At 75.1% G+C, this 23,491-nt stretch carries 22 protein-coding genes; 13 read left to right on the forward strand and 9 right to left on the reverse strand.

Translation table 11 applies throughout. The features are described from left to right. Positions 1-21 precede the first annotated feature (21 nt). From BFL37_RS10000 to aroQ, 7 genes are all read left to right on the forward strand, one after another. Positions 22-252, forward strand: a complete 231-nt coding sequence (locus BFL37_RS10000; RefSeq protein ID WP_086514976.1) for a hypothetical protein — start codon at positions 22-24, stop codon at positions 250-252. A gap of 134 nt (positions 253-386) precedes the next feature. Next, positions 387-1,334: an ATP-binding cassette domain-containing protein gene (locus tag BFL37_RS10005; protein WP_086514977.1), complete on the forward strand. Its 948-nt coding sequence runs from the start codon at positions 387-389 to the stop codon at positions 1,332-1,334. Then, positions 1,331-2,167, forward strand: a complete 837-nt coding sequence (locus tag BFL37_RS10010) for an ABC transporter permease subunit (protein WP_086514978.1) — start codon at positions 1,331-1,333, stop codon at positions 2,165-2,167. Before BFL37_RS10005 ends, BFL37_RS10010 begins: the two co-directional genes overlap by 4 nt. 97 nt (positions 2,168-2,264) lie before the next feature. Beyond that, positions 2,265-3,632, forward strand: a complete 1,368-nt coding sequence (locus BFL37_RS10015) for a sensor histidine kinase (RefSeq protein ID WP_172403790.1) — start codon at positions 2,265-2,267, stop codon at positions 3,630-3,632. Continuing rightward, complete coding sequence (locus BFL37_RS10020) at positions 3,629-4,306, forward strand: response regulator transcription factor (protein ID WP_086514980.1); 678 nt, start codon at positions 3,629-3,631, stop codon at positions 4,304-4,306. Before BFL37_RS10015 ends, BFL37_RS10020 begins: the two co-directional genes overlap by 4 nt. A 60-nt stretch (positions 4,307-4,366) precedes the next feature. Further along, complete coding sequence (locus BFL37_RS10025) at positions 4,367-5,584, forward strand: glycoside hydrolase family 26 protein (RefSeq protein ID WP_086514981.1); 1,218 nt, start codon at positions 4,367-4,369, stop codon at positions 5,582-5,584. Positions 5,585-5,683: 99 nt separating this feature from the next. After that, positions 5,684-6,274 carry a gamma subclass chorismate mutase AroQ gene (gene aroQ / locus BFL37_RS10030; RefSeq protein ID WP_086514982.1) on the forward strand — a complete coding sequence of 197 codons (591 nt, stop codon included), beginning with the start codon at positions 5,684-5,686 and terminating at the stop codon, positions 6,272-6,274. Between the two features lie 130 nt (positions 6,275-6,404). On the opposite strand, the gene BFL37_RS10035 is transcribed toward aroQ, so the two are convergent. The 3 genes from BFL37_RS10035 to BFL37_RS10045 form a co-directional block, all read right to left on the reverse strand. After that, positions 6,405-6,896, reverse strand: a complete 492-nt coding sequence (locus tag BFL37_RS10035; RefSeq protein ID WP_086514983.1) for an FBP domain-containing protein — start codon at positions 6,894-6,896, stop codon at positions 6,405-6,407. Between the two features lie 236 nt (positions 6,897-7,132). After that, on the reverse strand, positions 7,133-7,582 hold the full coding sequence (locus BFL37_RS10040; protein ID WP_086514984.1) for an MSMEG_6728 family protein: 450 nt from the start codon (positions 7,580-7,582) through the stop codon (positions 7,133-7,135). Positions 7,583-7,729: 147 nt separating this feature from the next. Continuing rightward, complete coding sequence (locus BFL37_RS10045; RefSeq protein WP_086514985.1) at positions 7,730-9,325, reverse strand: hypothetical protein; 1,596 nt, start codon at positions 9,323-9,325, stop codon at positions 7,730-7,732. A 203-nt stretch (positions 9,326-9,528) separates the two neighbouring features. On the opposite strand from BFL37_RS10045, the gene BFL37_RS10050 reads away from it, so the two are divergent. After that, on the forward strand, positions 9,529-10,569 hold the full coding sequence (locus tag BFL37_RS10050; RefSeq protein WP_086514986.1) for a LacI family DNA-binding transcriptional regulator: 1,041 nt from the start codon (positions 9,529-9,531) through the stop codon (positions 10,567-10,569). Positions 10,570-10,635: 66 nt separating this feature from the next. Here the strand turns inward: BFL37_RS10050 and BFL37_RS10055 are convergent, their stop codons facing one another. After that, the gene (locus BFL37_RS10055; RefSeq protein ID WP_086514987.1) at positions 10,636-11,637 is read right to left on the reverse strand and encodes a LacI family DNA-binding transcriptional regulator; all 1,002 of its coding nucleotides are present in this window, start codon (positions 11,635-11,637) and stop codon (positions 10,636-10,638) included. 231 nt (positions 11,638-11,868) lie between these two features. Here BFL37_RS10055 and BFL37_RS10060 point away from each other — a divergent pair, with 231 nt between their 5' ends. From BFL37_RS10060 to BFL37_RS10070, 3 genes are all read left to right on the forward strand, one after another. Further along, complete coding sequence (locus tag BFL37_RS10060; RefSeq protein ID WP_172403791.1) at positions 11,869-13,140, forward strand: ABC transporter substrate-binding protein; 1,272 nt, start codon at positions 11,869-11,871, stop codon at positions 13,138-13,140. 68 nt (positions 13,141-13,208) lie between these two features. Next, a complete protein-coding gene (locus tag BFL37_RS10065) occupies positions 13,209-14,198 on the forward strand; it encodes a carbohydrate ABC transporter permease (protein ID WP_086514989.1) in 990 nt (329 codons plus the stop codon). Continuing rightward, on the forward strand, positions 14,198-15,103 hold the full coding sequence (locus BFL37_RS10070; protein WP_086514990.1) for a carbohydrate ABC transporter permease: 906 nt from the start codon (positions 14,198-14,200) through the stop codon (positions 15,101-15,103). The genes BFL37_RS10065 and BFL37_RS10070 overlap by 1 nt, the downstream gene beginning before the upstream one ends. A 96-nt stretch (positions 15,104-15,199) precedes the next feature. Here BFL37_RS10070 and BFL37_RS10075 read toward each other — a convergent pair whose 3' ends face one another. The 3 genes from BFL37_RS10075 to BFL37_RS10085 all read right to left on the reverse strand — a co-directional run bounded on the left by BFL37_RS10075 (position 15,200) and on the right by BFL37_RS10085 (position 20,517). Continuing rightward, positions 15,200-16,456 (reverse strand): glycoside hydrolase family 27 protein, encoded by a 1,257-nt coding sequence (locus BFL37_RS10075; RefSeq protein ID WP_241533947.1) that lies wholly within the window; start codon positions 16,454-16,456, stop codon positions 15,200-15,202. Beyond that, a complete protein-coding gene (locus tag BFL37_RS10080) occupies positions 16,453-17,970 on the reverse strand; it encodes an alpha-N-arabinofuranosidase (RefSeq protein ID WP_086514992.1) in 1,518 nt (505 codons plus the stop codon). Before BFL37_RS10080 ends, BFL37_RS10075 begins: the two co-directional genes overlap by 4 nt. Before the next feature lie 111 nt (positions 17,971-18,081). Then, a complete protein-coding gene (locus BFL37_RS10085) occupies positions 18,082-20,517 on the reverse strand; it encodes a glycosyl hydrolase family 95 catalytic domain-containing protein (protein ID WP_172403792.1) in 2,436 nt (811 codons plus the stop codon). A 159-nt stretch (positions 20,518-20,676) separates the two neighbouring features. Between BFL37_RS10085 and BFL37_RS10090 the strand changes: the two genes are divergently transcribed. Further along, the gene (locus BFL37_RS10090) at positions 20,677-21,264 is read left to right on the forward strand and encodes an AAA family ATPase (protein WP_086515302.1); all 588 of its coding nucleotides are present in this window, start codon (positions 20,677-20,679) and stop codon (positions 21,262-21,264) included. On the opposite strand, the gene BFL37_RS10095 is transcribed toward BFL37_RS10090, so the two are convergent. Together BFL37_RS10095 and BFL37_RS10100 are read right to left on the reverse strand one after the other, a co-directional pair. After that, positions 21,234-21,818, reverse strand: coding sequence for a hypothetical protein (locus BFL37_RS10095; protein ID WP_086514994.1), 585 nt, complete (start codon positions 21,816-21,818; stop codon positions 21,234-21,236). The two genes, BFL37_RS10090 and BFL37_RS10095, sit on opposite strands and share 31 nt — an antisense overlap. A gap of 17 nt (positions 21,819-21,835) precedes the next feature. Beyond that, complete coding sequence (locus BFL37_RS10100; RefSeq protein WP_086514995.1) at positions 21,836-22,792, reverse strand: DMT family transporter; 957 nt, start codon at positions 22,790-22,792, stop codon at positions 21,836-21,838. Between the two features lie 69 nt (positions 22,793-22,861). On the opposite strand from BFL37_RS10100, the gene BFL37_RS10105 reads away from it, so the two are divergent. Next, positions 22,862-23,476 carry a TetR/AcrR family transcriptional regulator gene (locus BFL37_RS10105; protein ID WP_086514996.1) on the forward strand — a complete coding sequence of 205 codons (615 nt, stop codon included), beginning with the start codon at positions 22,862-22,864 and terminating at the stop codon, positions 23,474-23,476. The last annotated feature ends 15 nt before the right edge of the window (positions 23,477-23,491 follow it).

Raw genomic sequence — 23,491 nt, forward strand, 5'->3', positions numbered from 1 at the left:
CGGGCCCCTAGCGTCGAGGCCATGGCCTCCACCCCGCGCCCGATCTGGAACGCGGCCGCCGCGCTGCTGCTCACAGCCGGCGTGCTCGCGGTCGGCGTGTGGTCGGGCGGCTGCGCCGACCACGTGGGCATCCCGGGTGAGTGCTGGGCAGGGCCGAGCCTCGGCTGGCCCGGGGCGATCCTGGTGTCCGTCGTCTGCGCGTCGCTCGCGGCGCTCTGCATCCGCCGTGCCGCCGGAGGCCGTCGCCGCTAGGCCCGCCCCTGCGCCCCCGGGGGCACGGCATCATCCCCGCGGCGTAGGGCCGGGTGGCCCCGATCTGGTCCTCCTGATCGTCCCGGGCGTCGGGCTCCGTCGCGAGGCTGGACGTGCCGAGCAGAGGAGGGCACATGATCGAGGCATCCGGCCTGACCAAGGACCACCCGGGAGGACGCGCGGTCGACCACGTCGACTTCGCGATCCGACCCGGCGTCGTCACCGGCTTCCTGGGGCCGAACGGCGCCGGGAAGTCCACCACGATGCGCATGATCGTGGGCCTCGACCGGCCCACGTCCGGCAGCGTCACCGTGAACGGGAAGGCGTACGCGCAGCACCGCGCGCCCCTGGGGGAGGTGGGAGCGCTGCTCGACGCGAAGGCCGTGCACTCCGGTCGGTCGGCCAGGGCGCACCTGCTCTCGCTGGCGGCCACGCACGGGATCCACCCCCGCCGGGTCGACGAGGTCCTCGACATGGCGGGCCTCGCGAGCGTCGCCCGCCGCCGCGTCGGCACCTTCTCGCTCGGGATGGGCCAGCGCCTCGGCATCGCCGCCGCGCTCCTCGGCGACCCGCGGACCCTGATCCTCGACGAGCCGGTGAACGGGCTCGACCCGGAGGGCGTCCTCTGGATCCGCACGCTGCTGCGCGGCCTCGCGGCCGAGGGCCGCACCGTGCTCCTGTCGTCGCACCTGATGAGCGAGATGGCCCTCACCGCCGACCACCTGCTGGTCCTCGGCCGCGGCCGCGTGATCGTCGACGCCCCCACGCGCGACGTCGTGGAGCGCGCGCAGACCCGCGTCGTGCGCGCCCGGACCCCGATGCGCGCGGAGCTCGAGCGGGCGCTCGCCGGTCGACCCGGCGTCGCCGTCGTCGCGGTGGAGCACGACGCGCTCGACGTCTCGGGGATGGACGCGCCGGGCATCGCCGCCGCCGCGTCCGCCGCGGGCGTGGTCCTGCACGGGCTGGCACCCGTCCAGGTCTCCCTCGAGGAGGCCTACATGCAGCTCACGGCCGGCGAGGTCGAGCACCGCTCCGCCGCATCCGCCGCCACCCGCCACGACGCCCGAGGAGCACGCGCATGACCGCGACCGTCCCCCCGTCCTCCCACCACCCGGCCGTCCAGCCGATCACCTTCCGCCGCCTCGTCGCCGGCGAGCGCATCAAGATCGGCTCGCTCCGGTCCACGTGGTGGATCCTCCTGCTCGGCACCGCCGTCGTCCCGGCCTTCGCGGTCTCCCGCGTCATCAGCATCGCGGGCGTCCCGGAGGCCGTCGGCTCCGAGGTCATGGTCGGCGCGGCCTACGTCACGGGCGGCGTCGCGCTCGCCCAGCTGGCCTTCGCGGTGCTGGGGGTGATGGTCGTGGCGGGGGAGTACGGATCCGGCCAGATCCGCACCACGCTGACGGTCACCCCGACGCGCGTCCGGGCGCTGCTCGCGAAGCTCGTCGTCGTGGTGCTGGTCGTCGTGGCCGCGTCGACCGTCGCCGTGCTCGCGGCCTGGGCCGCCAGCGCGCCCTGGTTCGGCGCGACCGGCATGTCCATCGACCTGCGGCGCGAGGAGGACGCCCGGCTCGTCCTCGGCACGCCCCTCTACCTCGGCGCGGTCGCCGCGCTCGCGTTCGGCATCGGCCTGCTCGTCCGCAGCGCGGCCGCGGGCATCTCGATCGTGGTGGGCCTGCTGCTCGTGGTCGAGAACCTCCTCGCCGCGATCCCGTGGGCGCCGCTGCAGTCCCTCGCGGCGCACCTGCCCTCGAGCGCCGGCAGCCGGCTGCTCCGGTCGGATGCGGTCGGCTCCGTGATCACCGTCGCGAACGGCACCGAGCTGTCCCCGTGGGGCGGATACGGGGTCATGCTCCTCTGGGTGCTGGGGGTGCTCGCCGTCGCGGCGGTGCTCCTGCGGCGCCGGGATGCGTGACGCCCGCGCCGGCTCCCTCGCGGCCGCGGTCGGTCGGCCGGCCGGCGGGCCGCGGCCGGCGACCTGCGAGAGTGGGACCGATGATCCAGGAGCGGGCGTGAGCGCGGGGCTCGGCGAGGCGCCCGACCTCGCCGAGCTGCAGGTGCGACGCCTCGGCCCCGTCGGCCGGTTCCTCGCGCGGCGCCCGGCCGTCGGCGACGCGGCGCTCATCGCCTGCTTCGCCGCCTGGGCGCTCTTCACGGGCGTCGGAGCCGACTCCATGTACGCGCTGCACGTGCACCTCGGCGACGACACGGTGCTCCGGATCCAGACCGCGTCCCTCGTGCTGACGGCCGCCGGGTGCGCCCTCCTCGTGGCGCGGCGGAGGAGGCCCGTCGTCGTGGCGGCGGGCATGGCGGTCCTCGGGCTGGGGGCGCTGGCCCTCACCGGCGCGCCGTCGGGGTTCGACCTCGGGCTCGCGCTCGCCCTCCACGCCGTCGCGGTCTCCCGCCGCCCCCTCGTCACCTGGGCCGTCTTCGTCCCCGCGGTGGGGGCGATGCTCGTCGCCGCGCGCATCCTGCCCCTGCCGCTCCAGGTCGGCGCCGTGATGAGCGGCCTCTCGCCGGACTCCTCGACCGGCCCCGATCCCCTCCTCGGCGGGTGGCAGCCGATCGCCCTCCCCGTCCTCGTGCTCGCGCTCCTGGCCGTGGCCGTGGGGACCGGCGTCCGGAGCCGGCGGCTGCACCTCGCCCGCATCGTGGAGGCCGCCGAGGCGGTCGCCCGCGAGGCCGAGCAGCGCACCCGGCTCGCGGAGGCGGCGGAGCGCGCGCGGATCGCGCGCGAGATGCACGACGTCGTGGCGCACAGCATCTCGGTGATGGTGGCCCTCGGCGGCGGCGCCTCCATGGCGCTCGACTGGGCGCCGGACCGCGCCCGCCTCGCCCTCGACGAGCTCGTGGGGACCGGGCGGACGGCCCTCGCCGACATGCGCCGGGTCCTCGGGGTGCTGCACGACGACCCGCCGGCCGACACCGCCGACCCGGCCGACCCCGCCGCCGCGGAGCCGTCGGTCGCGCCGCTCCCGGGCATCCGCGACCTCGCGGCGCTCCTGGATCGGTTCCGGCTGGCCGGGCTCCCGGTGCGCGCGACGGGGATCGCCGACCCCCGGCTCGCGCGCGTGGACGCGACGCTGCAGCTCGCGGTGCACCGCATCGTGCAGGAGGCGCTGACGAACGCGCTGCGGCACGCGCCCGGGACCGCGGCCGTCGAGGTGGCGATCCGCCTGCTCCCCGGCCGGATGGAGGTCGTCGTCGCCGACCAGGGCCCGGGCGTCCCGGTGGAGCGGACCCCCGGCTCGGGCCGCGGGGTGCTCGGCATGCGGGAGCGGGCGGCCGCGTTCGGCGGCACGGTGGACGCGGGTCCGCACGGGCGGGGCTGGCGCGTGCGCGCGGAGCTCCCGTGGGACGACGAGGAGGACGACGCATGACGAGGATCCTGCTGGTGGACGACCAATCGCTGGTGCGGATGGGGTTCCGGCTCGTGCTGGAGAGCGCCCCCGACCTCGAGGTCGTCGGCGAGGCGGCCGACGGGCGCACCGCGATCGACCAGGTCGCCGCGCTCCGCCCGGACGTCGTGCTGATGGACGTCCGGATGCCGGGGGTCGACGGCATCGAGGCGACCCGGCGCATCGTCGAGGAGCACCCGGCCGTGCGCGTGCTGATCCTCACGACCTTCGACGTCGACGAGCACGCGTTCGCCGCCCTGCGCGCCGGCGCCAGCGGCTTCCTCCTGAAGGACGCGACGCCCGCCGAGCTGGCGTCCGCGGTGCGCGTGGTGGCCTCCGGCGACTCCGTGGTCGCGCCGCGCGTGACCCGGCGGATGCTCGAGATGTTCGCCGGCGTGCTGCCCGTGGGGTCCGCCGCACCCGCCGCCGACGGCGTCCACCCGCGGCTGGCGGCGCTCACGCCGCGAGAGACGGAGGTGCTGCGCCGCGTCGCCGAGGGGCGCTCGAACGCGGAGATCGCCGGCGACCTGTTCCTCGCGGAGGCGACCGTGAAGACGCACGTCGGCCGGATCCTCGCCAAGCTCGGCGTCCGCGACCGGGTGCAGGCCGTCGTCCTCGCCTACGAGACGGGGCTGGTGCGCGCCGGGGCGGAGTGACCGCGCGCGGCGTCCTGCGCGTGCGGGGGCCAGGTTTCTCCATCCGGATAATGAGAAGGGATGCCCACCTCGCCCCACCGCCGTCGCTCCTCGTCCGTCCCCGTGATCGCGGGCCTCGGCATCGCGGGCCTGACCCTGCTCGGCGGATGCGCGCCGGGGGAGCCCGAGCTGCCCGCCTGCATCGCCCGCACCGCCGTCGACGCGGTCCCCGCCGAGGGAGCGCTGTTCGGCGTCAACCCCGACTGGGGGGACCAGACGCTCGCGGCGTACGCCGAGCTGCTCGGGCGCGATCCCGCGGTCGCCGTGTCCTTCGCGGACGTCCCGCTCGACGCGACGGACCGGGAGAACGTGCTCGCCGCCGGCGAGCAGGTGCGCGGCATGGGCGGCACCCTGCTCCTCACCCTCGAGCCGCGCGAGGGCCTCGCCGAGGTCACCGACGAGGTGGCGGGGAACGTCGCCGGGCTCGTCGACGGGATCCAGCGCACCGGCGTGCCCGTCGTGGTCCGCTTCGCGCACGAGATGAACGGGTCCTGGTACGCCTGGGGCCAGCAGCCGGAGGAGTACGTGGCGGCCTTCCGCCGGGTCGCCGACGCGCTGCACACGCGGGCGCCGGGCAGCGCCGTCATGTGGGCGCCCAACGAGGGCGGCGGCTACCCGTTCACGGGCGGCCCGTCCGCGGCCGTCGCGGGCACCGAGGCCTTCGAGCTCCTCGACACCGACGGCGACGGGGTCCTCACGATCGCCGACGACCCCTACGCGCCCTACTACCCGGGCGACGACGCGGTCGACTGGGTCGGCATGTCGCTGTACCACTGGGGATCCGAGCACCCATGGGGCGAGAACGTGCTGCCCGAGGAGGGCAAGTTCGCCGCCCAGCTCACCGGCGAGTACGCCGGCCTCGACGGCGACCAGACAGCGGTGCCGGACTTCTACGGCGTCTACGGCATCGAGCACGGCAAGCCCGTCGCCATCCCCGAGACCGCGGCGCTCGTCGTCCCGCGCGGCGACGACGCGGGCGAGCGCGCCATCAAGCAGGCCTGGTGGGCGCAGGTGCTGTCCGACGACACCGCGGCCCGCTTCCCCGAGCTCAAGATGGTCAACTGGTTCGAGTGGGACAAGGAGGAGGCCGAGGTCGGCGAGAGCGTCGACTGGACCGTGCTCGGCGACCCGGCCACCCGCGCGGCCTTCGCCGAGGAGCTCCCCGCCTGGCTGCGGTTCGGGGCGGCCCCGGAGCCCTGCGCGGTCCTGACCGGGGCTCCTCCGAGCGCCGGCGGCTGAGGCCCGGCGCGGCTGCCTGTGCACGGGCGCGAGGGCGGCGGGTGCCGGGTGCCTAGGCTCGCGGGCATCCCGCCCACCCGAACCCCGAACGGATCCGCCATGCCCCGTCGCGCCCTCCTCGCCACGTCCGCGTTCGCCGTCACCCTCGCCGCCGTCCTCGGCGCCGCCGCGCCCGCGCAGGCGTGCCCGCGCGACCCGGCGGAGCGGCAGGCGGTCACCGCCGTCGCGTCCGCCGCGCTGGACCGCCTCGAGATCGCCGACGACGTGGCCGCCTCGAAGTACCTGTCGGGCAAGGCCGTGGCGGATCCCGCGCGCGAGCAGGCCGTCATCGACGCGACCATCGCCGCCGCGAAGGCCGACGGGGTCGACCCGGTCGCCGCCGAGCGCATCATGCGGGCGCAGATCGAGGCGAGCAAGCAGGTGCAGGACGCGCTCATCGCCCGCTGGCACGCGCACCCCGCGGAGGCGCCGACGACCGCGCCCGACCTCACCACGAGCGTCCGCCCGCGCATCGACGCGGTGGACGCCCGGCTCGTCCCGGCCATCGGCGAGGCGCACGACGCTCTCGACGACGCGGCGTGCGGCCACCTCGTGAAGGACGCCCGCGGCGAGCTCGGCCGGGGCCTCGACGACGCGCACCGCAAGGCCCTCCGCACCGCGCTCGCGACCGTCTGCACGCCGGAGTCCTGACCGGCCCAACCGACCCGGTCGGGTCCGCTGCCCCCGATGCGCGGATCCGGCCGACCCAACCGCGCGCGCGTCCGTCCTCCTGGACGGACGCGCGCCGCCGTGCGGGATCAGCGCCCGAGCGGGGACCGCGTCAGGCGGTCGACGCGATGTCGGACGCGAACGCGGCGACCCGCGTCCGCAGGTCGTCGATGAGCTGCGCGGTCGCCGCCGCGGGGTCGAAGCCGAGGTAGGGGATCGGGCGCGGCTTCCGCACGTTCGCGCTGCACTCGAAGTCGGTGCAGACGAGCGTGCCGACGGTGTTGCCGTTGCGGCCCGCGGCGCCCGCCCGGCGCGCGCCGTAGAACACGACGGGGTTCGGCAGGCGCACGTCCTGGCACCAGGTGCACTGGGCGCGGGATCGCGGTGCGGTGGAGGACTGCTGCAGCAGCACGCCGATCAGCTCGTCGCCGACGGGGACGACGACGACGCCGCGCTGCGGGGCCTTCGGGTCGCGCCAGCCGAGGAAGTCGAGGCGGTCCCAGGCGAGGTCGGCGAAGCCCTCGGGGAGGCGGACGTCGCGCGCCTCGCGCTGCGAGGCGTTGACGAGGGAGGAGCGGATGGCGGATTCGGTCAGGGGGAGCATGCGGTGCCCTTCGTGCGGGGTCGCGGCGGTGCCGCGGGAACGGTGTCGGGAGACGGCGGCCGGATCCTCGTGGATCGGCGGCGCGCCAGGTGGCGGCCGGCCCTCGCGGGCGCGGCGACGGATCCGCTGACTACCTGGTGCCGACGGACGTGCCGCCGACGACCTCCCCACGCCCCGAGGGCGCCGCGCTGCTCGTGATGCTCACGGGGCAACGGTACCCCGGGTGGGGGAATCGATCACGCGCCGGCGCCGGGCCAGACGTACTCGAGGTCGTCGGGATCCTCCGGGAACGCCGGCCGGTACAGCTCCGGCGCCTTGGCCAGCAGCTTCGAGCGGTGGGAGAGGTGCAGCTCCGGGCGGCCCCACCACGGCGGCAGCTCGATGCGGCCCTCCGTGTACGCGACGAGGTCCTCGGGCGCCTCGGCGAGGATCGCGAGCGTCTTCTCGAAGCACGTGTCGGCGAACCCGCGGCGGGTCCACTCGGCGCAGGTCGCCTCCTGGTACTCCATGAGCGCGGGCCGGTGGCCGCGCCACATGCGCGTGACGGGGTGGCTCTGCCAGCCGTAGCCCGCGACGGTGACCGCCTTCATCACCTGCAGGGTCTCGACGCGCTGCTTCCCGAGCCGCCTGTCGTCGAGCACGGCCATGCTCGCCGCGAGGTCCGGGTAGGGGAGGAACGTCTGCACCCGGCCAGTCAACTCCGGTGGGCGCGAGGCGGCCGGCGCGGCGGCGTCAGCGCGACCAGGCGTACGGCGTGGTGGTCGAGCAGGCGACGAGGCCGGCGCGCTCGAGGATCGGGCATGGCGGCCCCCGGCGAGGGTCGCGCCGGCCGGTCACGACCGGCGGCGCAGCTGCAGCACGCGCGCGGAGGGGCCGCCCGGTACCGACCGGACCGTGAGGATCCCGCGGCCGGCCTCCCACTCGGCGTCCCACGCTGCGAGCCGGGTCGGGAAGGCGGTCGTGACGTCGACGCGCCGGCCGACGAGCGACGGGAACGAGAGGACGGCGGTGCCGGCGTCGTCGCCGCGGTCCCACACGGAGACCACGACGGCGTCGCCGGCGTCGTGCGCGACGGACGCCCAGCGGTCGTCCGCCGCGGGCAGCCCGAGCGGCCACAGCGGCACCGAGCAGGCGATGCCGTCCCGGAGCGCGTCCGCCGTGCGGGTCGCCTCGGCGACGAGGGCGCGCTGATCCGGGTGGAGCCTGTCGTCGCCGTCGCCGTCGCCGTCGTCGGCGGTCGGCGCGGGGCGGGTCAGGCGGGTGACGAGGGCGAACGCGGTGAGCTCCGGCGTCGCGCCGGGCGGCACGGGCGCCGGGGTCGCGGCGCGCTCGGGGAGCGTCGACAGCGGTGCCGCGGCGGCCGTGCCCGCAGCGCGGAGGAGGTCGACCGGGGCGGCGTCGGTCCCGTCGGGTGCCGCGGTCGGCGCGTCGTCGAGGTGCGGTCCGCGGAGGGCGCGGCGTCCCCGGGTCAGCGCCGCGGCCGCGTCCTCGAGGTCGGTGCCGACGGCGACGAGCGACATGGCCGACGAGCGCGAGGCGCCGGGCGCGAGCGCTGCCGCCGACGCGCCGTCCGGCGCCGCGCCGGACAGCGTCACGCGGCAGTCGCCGCGGTGCCCGCCGACCTCCCAGCGCCAGGGGGCGTCGGACGCGACCTCCCACAGCCACGTCACCTCCTGCCGCTCCGACCGCAGCCCGGCGACGGGCAGCGCCGCCCCGGGCAGCGCCGCCGCGGGCAGCGCCGCTCGGGCCGTCGCCGCGCCCTCCGAGGAGCGGACGACGGATCCGCGCGGCGGAGAGGCCGCGTACCCCACGGGATCCCCGAGCAGCTCGCGGCTCCGCAGCGGCAGCGTCGACCAGACGGCGCCGGCCCCGGGCGCGACGCGGCCCTCGACGAGGTCCCAGTCGGCGGCCGGATCCGGCGCGTCGCCCTTGTCGAGCCGCACGCCGAGCGGCGCGGCCCAGCTCGTGATGACGGCGATCGGCACGGGCCCGCCCGTGCCGTTGCTGACGACGGCGCTGCTGCGGAAGGCGCCGTCGCGGCCGTGCAGCGTGACGGCGGCGCGGATCCCGCGCGGCGTCTCGGACACGATCTCGATGGTCGTGCCGTCGGCGGAGACGGAGTGCGCGACGTAGCGCAGCTCGGCGCCGACCGCCGCCGGCACCAGGCGGTCGACGCCGGTCGGACGGTCGCGGCGGACGGCGAGGACCTCGACGAGCGGCACCGGGTGCGCGAAGTGCGTCTCCACGGATCCGGCGACGAGGCGGGTGAGCGCGACGGGGCCGTCCGCGGATCGGCGGAACCGGAGCTCGAGCCGGCCGCTGCGCCAGACGAGGTCGTCGCGGCGGCCGTCGGGTGCGGGGCGGCGGGCGGCGCGGCGGGGACGGTCCACGGGCCGCGACCGCAGCTCGACGAGCGGGGTGGGGGTCATCGTCGTCCTCCGTGTGCCGGGCGGATCCCTCCGCGTTCGCCATCGAACAGACCTTGCGCAACTCCCGGGGGTCGCGCGCGGTATCCGCACATCATCCCCCGCACGACGGCGGGCGGCAAGGGCGCGGCGGGTCTCGATCCGATGACGACACGTTCCAGGAGTTGCGCAACTCGTGGGACCGCGGCTCGGCTAGGCTCCGGCTCATGGACAGCACGACCGCCGCACCGCGGCCGACGATGGCGCAGATCGCCGAGCGCGCCGGCACCACGGTCCCCACCGTCTCGAAGGTGCTCAACGGCGGCACCGACGTCTCCGAGGCGACCCGGTCGCGCGTGATGGCGGCGGCGCACGCGCTCGACTACCGGCGGAGGCCGCGGGCGCGACCGACCGACCGGGATCCCCGGGCCGCCGGCGTCGTCGACGTCGTGGTGGGGCACATCGAGGGCAGCTGGGTCGGCCCGGTGCTCCGGGCGATCGAGGAGGAGGCGTCCGCGGCGGGCGTCGACCTCGTGCTCGCACGCGCCCGCCCGGACGGCGCGTGGATCAGCCGGCTCCTCCGCCGCCCGTCGCTCGGCGCGATCCTCGTGCTCGTCGACGCCGCCCCCGCCAGCCTGCACACGCTCACCTCGGCCGGCATCCCCGTGGTCGCGATCGACCCGAGCTCCCGCCCGCCCGCGGAGGTGGCGAGCGTCGGGGCCACGAACTGGGACGGCGGGCGCATCGCCGCCGAGCTGCTCATCGCCGCGGGGCACACGCGGATCGGCGTCATTGGCGGCGTGACGGCGCACCTCTTCGGCAGCGCGCGCATCGACGGCCTGACGACGGCCCTGCGCGCGGCCGGCATCCACGTGCCCGATGACCGCATCGCCTTCTGCGACTGGGACCGCGAGCGCGCCCGCGCGGCCGCGGGCGCCATGCTCGCCCGGCCCGACCGGCCGACCGCGTTCTTCGCCTGCTCCGACGTGATGGGCCTCGGCGTCTACGAGGCGGCGGACGACGCGGGGCTGAGGATCCCGGACGACCTCAGCGTCGTCGGCTTCGACGGCGTGCAGGAGTCGGCGTGGGCGATGCCGCCCATGACCACCGTGCGCCAGCCCATCGCGGAGATGGGCGCCACGGCGTTCCACATGCTGCAGCAGGCGGATCGCGCCGGGCGGCCGCGGGCGGGCGGCACGCCGGGCACGCGCATGGAGCTCGAGACCGAGCTGGTGATGCGCGGATCCGTGGCGGCGCCCCGGGCCTGACGCGGCCCGGAGGGGTCCGCGCGAGATCGATCTCGCACCTCGATGACCTGCGGCCGCGTCAGCCGCTCACGCCGACTCGCGCTGGACGAGGCTCGTCGCGAGCACCGGCTGCCGGTCGACCTCGCGGCCCTCGATGGTCGCGATCACCGTCTCGGCGGCCACGCGCCCCATCTCCTCGAGGGGCTGGCGCACGGTGGTGAGCGGCGGATCCGAGGTGGTCGCGATGATCACGTCGTCGAAGCCGATGACGGAGACGTCGGTCGGCACGCGCCGCCCCGAGGCCTGCAGCATGCGGATCGCGCCGGCGGCCATGAGGTCGGAGGATGCGAAGACGCCGTCGATCGAGGGGTGCCGCTGGAGCAGCCGGGCCATTGCGGCCGCGCCGCTCTCGAGCGTGAACTCGGCGTGCACGATGGCGCCGTGGTCGACGCCCTGCGCGGTGAGCTCGTCGCGCCAGCCGCGGATCCGGTCGCGCGCGGGCTCCATGTCGTGCGGCCCCGCGATGATCCCGAGCTGCCGCCTCCCGGCGTCGACCAGCGCGCGCGCCGCGAGCCGCCCGCCCCCGTGGTTGTCGGAGTCGACGATGATCGCGTCGTCCGCGAGGTCGCCGCGCGGGCGCCCCACCCAGGCCACGGGCACGGGGGAGTCGGCGAGCGTCTGGGCGAGGTGCGTGATCTCGTGCTGCAGGATCACGATGGCGCCGTCCACCGCGCGCGAGCGGAGGAACCGGGGGATGCGGTCCGCGTCGTCCTGGTCGGCGGGCAGCAGCACGGGTTGGATCTCCGCCGCGTGCAGCCCCTTCGCCGCGCCCTTGAGCACGGACGTGAAGAACGTGCCGGTGAGGCTGTCGAGCTCGTTGAACGCGATGATCAGCGCGATCGCCCCCGACCGGCCCCCGCGGAGCATGCGGGCCGCGCTGTTCGCCTCGTAGCCGAGCTGCTTCGCCGCGTGCTCGACGGACGCGGCCATCCGCGCGTCGACCCGGGTGCCGCCCGAGAGCACGCGCGCGGCCGTGGCACGGGAGACGCCGGCCGCCTTCGCGACGTCGACCAGGGTCGGCCGGGTCATCGGGCGCTCGCCCTCGTCTGCATGGATCTCCTCCCGGGCGGGCGCCGTCTCGGTCGCGAAGCCTCCCTGATCCTAGGCGGAGATCGATGTCTGACGCCGCGGTCCCGGTTGCGCATCGTCGCTTGCACCACGCTGGCCCGCGAGCTACGGTGACGCCAAGAGATCGTTCTCTCGGCCGGAGCGCTGACGCTCCGAGCACGCCGCACGGATCCCCGACGAAGAGGAAACATCGTGAGAAGAAGCTTGACGGCCGTGGCCGCCGCAGCAGCAGTCGCCGTCGCCCTGACCGGATGCTCCTCCGGCGGAGGGGGCGGCGCATCGGACGACCCGAACGCGGAGGCGTCCTTCTGGTCCTTCACGGGCATCGCCGCCAAGGACGGCGTCGCCGAGTACCAGGAGAAGAAGCCGGACGCGAAGATCAAGCTGACCGAGGTCGGCTCCACCACCGAGACGGCCACCGCGCTCACCGCGGCGCTGGCCGGCGGCAAGGTCCCCGACCTCGTCATGATCCAGAACGACGACCTGCCCCAGTTCGTCGAGAACAGCGGGAACTTCCTCGACCTCCGCACGCTCGGCGGCGATGACATCGCGGACGACTACCTGCCGTGGGCCGCGTCCGCCGCCACCGCGGAGGACGGCTCGGTCGTCGGGATCCCGACGGACGTCGGCGGCCTCGGCTTCGCGTACCGCGCCGACCTGTTCGAGCAGGCCGGCCTGCCCACCGAGCCCGACGAGGTCGCGGCCATGTGGAAGGACTGGCCGTCGTTCATCGCGATGGGCGAGCAGTACACGGAGGCGACGGGCAAGCCGTTCGTCGACAACATCGAGACGAGCATCTTCTTCGCCACCGTCAACCAGGTGAGCGAGAAGTACTACTCGGAGGACGGCGAGCTCGTCTACGACACGAACCCGCAGGTGGAGGACGCGTTCCAGGTCGCCGTCGACGCGCACGACGCCGGCATCAGCGCCGGCATCGCCGCGTTCTCGTCCGGCTGGGCGCCGGGTCGCGCCAACGGCGCGTTCGCCGTCACCGTCGCCCCGTCGTGGATCCTCAAGGGCATCAAGACGGACGCCCCCGACACCGCGGGGAACTGGCGCGTCGCGAGCGTCCCCGGCGTGGGCGGCAACTGGGGCGGCAGCGTCATCGCCATCCCGGCGCGGGCCGAGAACCCGCAGGCGGCCTGGCAGTACATCGAGACGATGATGTCCAGCGAGGCCCAGCAGGAGCACTTCACGCGGTCCGGCACCTTCCCGGCCGCGGCGGACGCGGTCGAGAGCGCGGACGTGCTGGCCTACCAGGACGACTTCTACGGCGACTCGAAGATCGGCGAGGTCATGTCGGAGTCGGTCACGCAGTTCCCGTCCTTCTACAACGGGCCCGACACGACGCCCATCAACGCGGCCTTCCTCAACACGCTCGTCGAGCTGGAGGCGGGCAACGTCTCCTCCGGCGGGGCGTGGTCCGAGGCGCTCTCGACGGCCAAGACGGCCATCGGCGGCTGATCCCGTCCCACCCACCCGGGCGGCCCGGCGCGCGATGCCCCGGGCCGCCCCTCAGACGGAGGTACCCCATGTCGACGGCGACATCACCCCGCACGAGCACCGAGCCCCCACCGCCCCCGCGGCCCCGCCGCGGCAAGGCGCCCGCGGTCCCGAAGGCCCGCCAGATCCAGCAGTCGCTCTCCGAGCGCATCGCGCCCTACGCCTACGTGGCGCCCTTCTTCGTGATCTTCATCGTGTTCGGCCTGTTCCCCCTGGTCTTCACGTTCTACGTCTCGCTGTTCGACTGGAACCCGATCGGCGACCAGACCTTCGTCGGGCTCGCGAACTTCCAGCAGCTCTTCGCGGACGACCGGTTCTGGAACGCGCTCGTCAACACCTTCGCGATCTTCCTCATCTCGACGATCCCGCAGCTGCTGCTCGCGCTGTTCCTCGCGCACCTGCTGAACCACGCCCGGCTCAAGTGGGCGAACTTCTTCCGCATGGCGCTGCTCGTGCCGTACATCACCTCGGTCGCCGCGACCGCGATCGTGTTCGCGCAGATCTTCGACCGCAACTTCGGCCTCATCAACTGGGTGCTGAGCCTGTTCGGCCTCCCGTCGGTCAACTTCATGGCGACCAACCACGGCTCGTGGATCCTCATCTCGGCCATGGTGATGTGGCGCTGGTTCGGCTACAACACGCTGCTCTACCTCGCCGGCCTCCAGGCGCTCCCGCGGGAGATGTTCGAGGCGGCGGCGGTCGACGGGGCGTCGAGCTGGCAGCAGTTCCGGCACCTCACGATCCCCGCGCTCCGCCCGATCATCATCTTCACGGTGATCATGTCGACCATCGGCGGCCTGCAGATCTTCACGGAGCCGCTGCTCGCGGCGCCCGAGTCGGGGCTCACGTGCGGCGCCGGCCGGCAGTGCCAGACGCTCGCGCTGTTCCTCTACGAGCAGGGCTTCGGGCAGTTCGAGTTCGGCTACGGATCCGCCATCGGCGTCGTGCTGTTCGTGATCGTCGTGGTCGTCGCGCTCCTCAACTTCTACCTGTCCACCCGCACGAGGAAGGCGAGCTGATGTCCGACGTGATCGACCAGACCGTGTCACCGGTCGTCGCCGCACCCGTCCAGAAGCGGTCGGCCCTGCCGAAGCGCCGGGGCAAGGGCGGCGGCATCAGCCCGATCGTCTACGTGTTCCTGGGCATCGCCGTGCTGATCTCGGTGTTCCCGCTCTACTACATGCTCGTCGTGGCCTCGGTGGGGGCGACCGCGGTCACCTCGATCCCGCCGCGCCTGCTCCCGGGCGGGAACTTCTTCACCGTCGCGGCGAAGGTGTTCGACACGGTGCCGTTCATGCTCTCGCTGCTCAACAGCGTGCTGGTCTCGACGACCGTCGCCGTGCTGTCCGCGGTGCTCTGCGCCATGGCCGGGTTCGCGTTCGCGAAGCTCACGTTCCCGGGGCGGAACACGCTGTTCCTCATCGTGCTGCTCACCATGACGGTGCCCGCGCAGCTGAGCGTGATCCCGCAGTACCTGATCATCAGCCAGCTCGGCTGGGTCGACACGCTGCAGGCGATCATCGTGCCGGGCCTCGCGAGCGCGTTCGGCATCTTCTGGATGCGGCAGCACATGAGCACCACGGTGAGCGACGAGCTCATCCAGGCGGCCCGGCTCGACGGCGCGAACTCGTGGCAGCTGTTCTGGGGCATCGCGTTCCCGGTGGTGCGGCCGGCCGCGTTCGTGCTCGGGCTCATCACCTTCACGGGCGTGTGGAACGACTTCATGTGGCCGTTCATCGTGCTGAAGTCGCCGGAGCTGTTCACGGTGCAGATCGCGCTGAAGCAGCTGCAGGCGAACCGGTCGATCGACGTGGCGCTCGCCATGGGCGGGTCGTTCATGGCGACGCTGCCGCTGCTGATCCTGTTCTTCTTCGTGGGTCGGCGGATGATCACCGGGATCATGGACGGCGCCTTCAAGGGCTGAACCCGGCCCCGCGCGCGACGACGCCGGCCGCCCCGATCCCTCGCGGATCCGGGCGGCCGGCGTCGTCGTGCGGTGTCGCGGCGTCGCGCGGCGTCGTCAGCCCAGGCGGAGCAGCCGCACGCCGTGCGCCTCGATCTCGAGCGGGATCCCGCCGTCGACGATCGCCAGCTCCTCGCCCGACCAGAGGTCGGTGGCGCGGGTGGCCTCCGAGCAGCCGAGGTCGGCGAGGTGCGCGGTCACGGTGCGGGGCGCGTCGCCCAGCTGGAACACCGCGCGCCACCGGGTGGATCCCCGCTCCGCCGCCCACACCACGAGGTCGCCGTCGCGGACGATCTCGCGGCTCGCGTCGCTCCCGAGGAGCTCGAGCACGTCGTCGTTCGTGAGGAGCGCGAGGGTCGCCGGATCCGTGTCGGGCAGGTGCCCGCCGAACATGAGCGGCGACCGCAGCAGGCACCAGAGCGAGACGAGCGTGCGCTGCTCGGCCGGCGTGAAGCGGCTCTGCCGGTCGGCCCCGACGTGGGCGCGGACCCCGATGCGGCCGAGCGGCAGCATGTCGGCGTCCGCCCATCCGCCGGGTCGCTGGTGCGGCGCCCACCGGGCCGCGCGCTGGAACTGCTCGCGGAGGTGGTCCCAGTCGTCCCAGAAGTCGTCCGAGATCCGCCAGAGCTGCGCGGTCTCCCGCAGCAGGTCGAGGTTCTCGAGGGACAGCTGCTTGCCGGGCGAGAGGCTCAGCGTCATCGGGCGGCCGGACGCCGCGATGGCGCGCGAGATCGCCCGGATCTCGGCCGCCTGGATCGGCGGGTACAGCACGTCGTCGAGCTTCACGTAGTCGACGCCCCAGCCCGCGAGCATCGCGAGGACGGAGTCGTAGTACTCCTGCGCGCCCGGCCGGGTCATGTCGATGCCGTGGTCGTCGGGGTTCCACGGGCAGGGGTTCGCGGGGTCGGCGATGTCGGCGCACGTGGCGTCGGATCCGAGGACCGGCAGCCGCTCCTCCGCCGCGCGCCGGGGCACGCCGCGCATGAGGTGCACGCCGAAGCGGAGGCCCATGTCGTGGATCCGCGCGGCCAGGTCCTGGAAGCCGCGCCCGCCGGCCGACGACGGGAACCGGCCGACCGCGGGCTGCGGGCGTCCCCACGCGTCGAGCTCGGGGGCGGACACCTCCTGGTAGTCGGCCATGCCGGGGTCCGGCTCGTACCACTGGATGTCGACGACGACGGTGTCCCAGCCGTGCGGCAGCAGGTGCTCGGCGAGGTAGCGTGCGTTGGCGAGCACCTCCTCCTCGGTGACGGAGGCGCCGAAGCAGTCCCAGCTGTTCCAGCCCATCGGGGGCCGGGTCGTGGCGGCGCTCACGCGTCGACCCGGAGCGAGAGCGTCGCGAACGAGTGCGGCGGCAGCGTGAGGCGCAGGCCGTCCGCGGTGCGCTCGAAGGCGTCGAACGGCACGGGGCTCACGGCGTCGGCGTCGCCCGGGCGGTTGTGCGCGTCGGGCCGGTCGGCCGTGAGGATGCGGCCCACGACGTCGTCTACCGCGCCGCCGCGGAACGCGAGGTCGATCTCGAGCGGCTCCTCGAGGTCCACGTTCGAGACGGAGACGAGCACGCGACCGTCCTTGGCGCTCGCCGAGGCGGAGGCCAGCGGGATCTCCCGGCCGTCGACCGCGCGCTGCGGCCCGACCACCGTGGCGGGCAGCGAGGCGGCGTCGTGGTGCCCGCGATTCATCTCGAACACGTGGTACGTGGGGGTGCGCACCATCTCGCCGCCGTCGGGATCCGTGAGCAGCATCGCCTGCAGCACGTTCACCGTCTGCGCGATGTTCGCCATCCGCAGGCGGTCGGCGAACGCGTGGAAGACGTCGAAGTGCAGGGCCGCGACCATGGCGTCGCGGATGGTGTTCTGCTGGAAGAGGAAGCCCGGGTTCGTGCCCGGCTCCACGTCCCACCAGGTGCCCCACTCGTCGAGCACCATGCCGAAGCGCTTCTCGGGGTCGTGCACGTCCATCACGGCGGCGTGCGCGCGGAGCAGCGGCTCGATCCCCTGGGCGGCGACGATCGTCGACCAGTACGCCTCCGCGTCGAAGTCCGTGGCGCTGCCCTTCGCCGTCCAGCTGCCGCCGATCGTGTAGTAGTGGACGGAGATCGACTCCCACGGCACGGACGAGAACGGGTGCTTCTCCATCTCCGGGATCACACGCATCAGCGTCTCGGTCCACTCGGTGTCCATGGTGTCGGCGCCGGCCGCGATGCGATGCAGCGGGGTGTCCCCGCCGCTCTCGCAGAAGGTGCCGAACTGCCGGGCGAGGTCGGCGTAGGTGACCGAGCGCATGTTGCCGCCGCAGCCCCACGCCTCGTTGCCGAGGCCCCAGAACTGCACCGTCCACGGCTCGTCCCGGCCGTTGGCGCGGCGGAGGTCGGCCATGGGCGACTGGCCCGCGCCCGTGAGGTACTCGACCCAGTCGGACATCTCCTGCACCGTGCCCGAGCCGATGTTGCCGGACACGTACGCGTCGGCCCCCAGCAGCTCGCAGAGCGCCATGAACTCGTGCGTGCCGAAGGAGTTGTCCTCCACCGCGCCGCCCCAGTGCGTGTTGATGAGCTTCGGCCGCTCCTCGCGCGGGCCGATGCCCTCGCGCCAGTGGTAGCGGTCGGCGAAGCAGCCGCCGGGCCAGCGCAGGTTCGGGATGTCGAGCGCCTTGAGCGCCTCGACGACGTCCAGGCGGATCCCGCCGGCGTTCGGCACGGGCGAGTCCTCGCCCACGAAGAAGCCGTCGTAGATGCAGCGGCCGAGGTGCTCGGCGAAGTGCCCGTAGAGGTGGCGGCTGATGGTGGCGCCGGGGCGGTCGAGGTCGACGGTGATGGTGGTGGTCACGGGTGCTCCTCCGGTGGGGCGGCGACGATGCCGCGGTGGGGCGTGCGGTGATGCGGTCGGGTGCGGTCGCCGAGCGGTCGTCGGTGCCGTCCCCGAGGTGAGAGATCGATCTCAGCGTACGCGTCCCGGGAGCCGCTCGACCTCGACGCGCACGGCGTCCTCGCCGATCCGGATGCGCTCGCCGGCGCGGTGCTCGCGCCCGTCCACGCGCATGGACGCCGCCCACGGCAGCCGGAGCGCCGTGCCCTCCGCGGGCGCCAGCCACCCGGCGCCCGGGACGCGCCGCACGACGAGGGAGGCGCCGTCGGGATCCCAGTCGAGCCGGTCCACCACGAGGCCGCCGCGCGCGCGGAGCCCGGCGACGGATCCGCGCTCCCATGCCGCGGGCAGCGCCGGGAGGACCGCGAGCGCGCCGGCGTCGGATCCCAGCAGCATCGCCGCCACGAGCGCGGGGAGGCCGCCGCTCGCGTCGAGGTTGAAGATGCGGCCGGCGTCGTGCCGGGTCGTGAGCGTGGGGCTCCAGTGGTCGCCGGCCAGCCACTCGACGCAGGTGAGCGCGGCCTCCGCGTCGCCGAGCGCCGCGGCCGCGAGGCCCACCTGCACCAGGCCGAACGCCATCTCCATCCGTCCGGGCGGCGCGGTCGGGTCCTCGGCGCGCCACGCGATCTTCGCGGCGACGGTCGCCGCGGCCGCGGCACGGAGGCGCACGGCCTCGTCGCCGTCGCCGACGAACGCGGGATCGACCTCGTACCAGAGCGGGTAGAGCTGCGACGCGTGGCGGTGGGCGACCTGCTCCGGCCAGCGCGGATCCAGCCACTCGGCCAGCGCGCCGCCCTCGGCCACCCGGTACGGCGGCAGGTCGCGGACCACCGCGGCCCAGCGCGCGTCGAGCGACGCGTCGCCGCGCGCCCGGCCGAGCAGGGCGGTGGCGCGGGCGGCGTCGCGGAGGATCGCGACGTCCATGGTCGCGTCGGTCGCCGCCGGCACGCGCCCGCCGGCCGGGGTGTTCTCCGGCGAGTAGGAGGGGACGAGGCGGCGGACCCCGTCGACCGTCACGGTGGCGGTCTCGGCGAAGCGCAGCACGCCCTCGGCCAGCTCCCACAGCCGGTCGTCGACGATGCCGCGATCGCCCGTGGCGGCGACGGCGTCGGCGGCGATGCGGAGGATCCAGCCGCCGCAGCCCTGCCAGAACGGGTGCGGATAGTCGGCGGAGAGGTGGTCGGCGCGGCCGTGCGTGGACATGCGCGCGGGCAGCAGCATCCCCTCGGCGTCGAAGACGCGGCGGGCGTTCTCGCGGTGGTCGTCGAGGTGGGGGAGCACCAGCTCGAGGAGGGTGCGGGCGAGCTCGGGCGTGCCGGTGGGGACGAGGCCCGCGACGGCGCCGTTCTGCACGTTGCCGTTGAGCGTGTAGTCGGCCGACCACGCCGGTCGCCATGTGCCCTGCCACACTCCCTGCAGCGTGGGCGGCAGCTCGCCGGTGGAGGAGATGATCGCCGCGCGTCCGCTGAGGTAGGCGACCTCGACGACGCGGCGGCGGGCGGCGGGGTCGCCCGCGCGGGCGGACGCCCAGAGGTCCTCGGTGGTGGGGTCGGTGTCCGTCCCCCCGCGGAGGTCGAGGGTGGATGCGCCGACGAGCCGGCCGTGGGCCGAACGCTGTCCGGCGCGCAGGTCGTCCCAGGTCGGCATCGCCCGGGGCGGGCCGTCCGGGGTCGGCGTCGCTGAGGCCGGACCCGTCGCGACGGCGAGGCGCAGCAGCCGGGTCGCGCCGGGGCCGGTGCGGAGGGTCGTGCGCGCGGATCCGCCGACGACCTCCCACGCGCCGTCCGCGTCGGCCGCCGTGACGGCCCGCACGGCGCCTCCTTCCGAGTCGGCCGCATCGGCCGCGCCGCCGGCATCGGCCGGGCCGTCCGCGCCCGCCTCGGCCGTGAGGATCCCGCGCTCGCCGCCCGCGACGGAGGCCCGCACCGCGGCGGACGCGTCGGGCACGCCCGTGTCCCACGACGTCGCGTCGCCCCCGCCGAGGCCGAGCTCGACGACCGTCTCCGAGTCCCGGTCGGACTCGAGCGCCAGCCAGCAGGCGGCGCCGTCGCGCGGCGCGACGAGGCGCAGCGCATGCCGGCCGCCCGCGAGGTCGGTCCACTCGATCGCGGCCTCGCCGCCGACGGGATCCATGGTCCGGCGCATGCCCGCCGCGCCGTCCGCGACGCCGCCCGTCGTGCGGACGACGAGCGTCGCGCAGATGCCGAGCGGATCCGTCCAGACGAGGTCGTCGCCGTAGCCGCTGTCCCGCGCCCCGGCCAGGAGCTCGGCGCTCGCCGCGTCGGCGTCGCCCGCGAGGAGGGCCTGGCGGATCGCGTCGAGGCGGGGCCGCAGGTCGGGCGCGGACGGTCGCGGGTTCACGGGCGGGAACCAGCGCTCGTGCGCGAGGGAGATCGTGATCGCGTCGGCCGGCCCGTGCGCGACGGCGCCGATGCGGCCGCTGCCGACGATCACGCCCTCCTCCCACGTCGGCGCCGCGGTCGCGGTCGTGAAGATCGGGGAGTCCACGTGGTGCGCATCGTCGCGCGAGAGCGATCGGATGATCGGCCCCTTCCGGTCGGCGTCCGTTCGTTGCGGGCGGCACCAAAGTACCGGGCGGGCTCCGCGCGCGGAAGGAGCGGGGGCGCATCCCGACGGCGCGACGGCCGCCCGCCCTAGGATCGCGGGATGCTCGGACCCGTCGACCGCCTCGATCCGCCCGCCCGGCGCATCCTCATCGGCGCACCCGCCGGCACCGGGAAGTCCACGCTCGCGCGGCGGATCCACGCCCGCACCGGCGTGCCGTACGAGGAGCTCGACGCCCTCTTCCACGGCCCCGGCTGGACCGAGCTGCCCGGCTTCCGCGACGACGTGGCGGCCTTCGCCGCCCGCGACTCCTGGGTCACCGAGTGGCAGTACACGACGCAGCTCGGGCAGCTGCTGCCGTCGCGCGCCGACACCCTGGTCTGGCTCGACCTGCCGGTGGGCGTGCACATGGGCCGCCTGATCCGCCGCACCCTGCACCGCCGGTGGTACCGCGTGCCGCTCTGGCACGGGAACGTCGAGCCGCCCCTCGCGACGATCCTCACGGACCCGGACCACATCGTCCGCTGGGGCTGGAAGGGGCGGGCGAAGCTGCGGACGCGCATCGTGCGGGCGGTCGTCGAGCACCCGCACCTGCGGATCGTGCGGCTGCGGTCGACCCGCGAGGTCGACGTGTGGCTGCGCGGGCTGCCGGGGGCGGGTCAGCCCACGCGGCCGGCCAGCTCCGGGTAGAAGTCCCCGCACCCGAGGCCGATCGGGCCCGGGCCGTCCAGCGTCAGCGGCTGGAACGAGTCGAGATGCGGGGCGTCGGAGACCATGTCGGAACCGTTCACGGCCGACCAGATCGTGCCCGTGAAGTCCGGCCGGGTCGGATCCTGGTCCGTCGCCCACAGCGCCACGAACCGCTCCGGCTCCACGCCGTCCTCGATCGGGGGCACCACCATCCCCGCCAGCGTCCAGACCTCCTCGTCCGGGTCCCAGACGGTCTCGAGCCCGTCGAGCTGCAGCCCCGGGTAGGGGCCCGGATCCCGGGCGATGCTGGCGTTGACGGCCGCGAGCGCGGCGGGCGAGGCGTCGGCGCACTCCGTGACGAGGCTCTCCGGGGTGCGCGTCGGCGTCGGCGTCGGCGTCGCCGTGGACGTCGGCAGGTCGATCGGCGGCTCCTCCGGCGTGAGCCCGCCGCCCGCCCCGCCGCCCGCTCCACCGGGCGTCGCGCACCCGCTCATCGTGAGGACGGCGGCGGCGCAGAGTCCGGCCCAGGCGACGGTGGTCCGTGGTGCGCGCATGCCCCGACGCTAGGGGCTCAGGCGGCCCGGGCGGCGGGCTCGCGGCGATCCGCACCCGGACTGGGGTGGTCCGCGACGGATCCGCCGCCCGGGACCGACGGCGCCGCGGCCCGCCGCCGACCCTCCGTCGCGAGCACCGCCGCCACGCCCGCCCCGCACAGCGCGAACCCCAGGAGCGTCACGAGCGTGATCCGCTCCCCGAGCAGGAGCGCGCCCGCCGCCGCGGTCGTCGGCGCGACGAGGAACAGGAGCGCGTTGAGCGCCGTGATCCCGACCCGCTCGAGCAGCCACCAGTACAGCCCGTACGCGGCGAGGGTCGGCACGAGCGCGGCGAGCGCCGTGGTGATCCAGAACGCCGGATCCGCGGGCGGCACCAGCGTCCCCGTCGCGATCGCGGCGACCAGCAGCGCGGCCGCGGTGACGACGACGTGCACGGTCAGCGTCACGAGCACCGGGGGCCGCCCGGACGACCGCCGCTCGAGGAAGGTCCCCGCCACCAGGCAGGCCATGGCGGCCGCGGGCAGCAGGTAGGCGACCGGATCCGCATCCGCCGCCCCCGCCTGCGACCGCACCACGAGCACGACGCCGACGGCGCCGAGCGCGAGGCCGGCCCACTGCGCGCCCCGCACGCGGAGCCCGAGCAGCGGGCCGACGAGCGTCGCGACCACGAGCGGCTGCACCGCGTCGATGAGCGCCGTCGTGCCGGTCGCGATCCCCGCGCCGATCGCCGCGTAGACGAACGCGCAGTAGCCGAGCTGCGCGAACGCGCCGATGAGGGCCTGCCGGCCGAGCATCCGCGGCGCGATCCCGCGTGCCGCGCCGGTCACGACGACCAGCGCCACGAGCGCCACGGCGAGCGGCGCGAACCGCCACACCAGCAGCGTCGTCGCGGGCACCTCGACCGTGCCGATCGCCGCGATGAGGAAGCCGGAGCTCCACGCGAGCACGAACCCGGCGGCGGCCACGACGGTCACCAGTGGTCGAGGTATACCGATCTGTCTACTTGTCATGGGCTCGACTATACAGAACGGTATATTCGTCGTGTGAACACCGCCGTCCCCGACCTCGCCCCCCTCACCCCCGGGGCCCGCCGCGTGCTCGACGCCGCGTCCGAGCTCTTCTACGCGCGGGGGATCCACGTGGTCGGCGTCGACGCGATCGCCGCGGCCGCCGGCGTCACCAAGAAGACGATCTACGACCGCTTCGGCTCCAAGGAGCAGCTGGTGGTCGCGTACCTCCAGCACCGCGACGCGCGCTGGCGCGAGCACCTCGCGGAGCGGCTCGCGCGCACGCCCGAGCCCGGGATCGAACGGGTGCTGGCCGTGTTCGACGCGGCCGTGACGTGGGCGGACGCGAACACGCCCAAGGGCTGCAGCGCCATCAACGCGCGCGCCGAGCTCGGCGCGGGGGACCTCGGCGACGAGGACGACGGGCACGACGTGCTGCCCGAGGTCATGCGGCAGAAGGCGTGGCTGCACGAGCTGATCCGCGACCTCTGCCGGGAGGCCGGTGCGCCGGATCCGGCCGCCCTGGCCCGCACCCTGATGCTCCTCTACGAGGGCGGCCTCGTGACGCTCGGCATGGGCACCTTCGCCCGCCCGATGGCGGTCGCGCGCGATGCGGCCCGCGCGATCCTCGGGGCGTCGCTGCCGGCGTGATGCCTCCGCGGCCGT

The sequence above is a fragment of the Clavibacter michiganensis genome, assembly GCF_002151125.1.
Taxonomy (GTDB): Bacteria; Actinomycetota; Actinomycetes; order Actinomycetales; family Microbacteriaceae; genus Clavibacter; species Clavibacter michiganensis_C.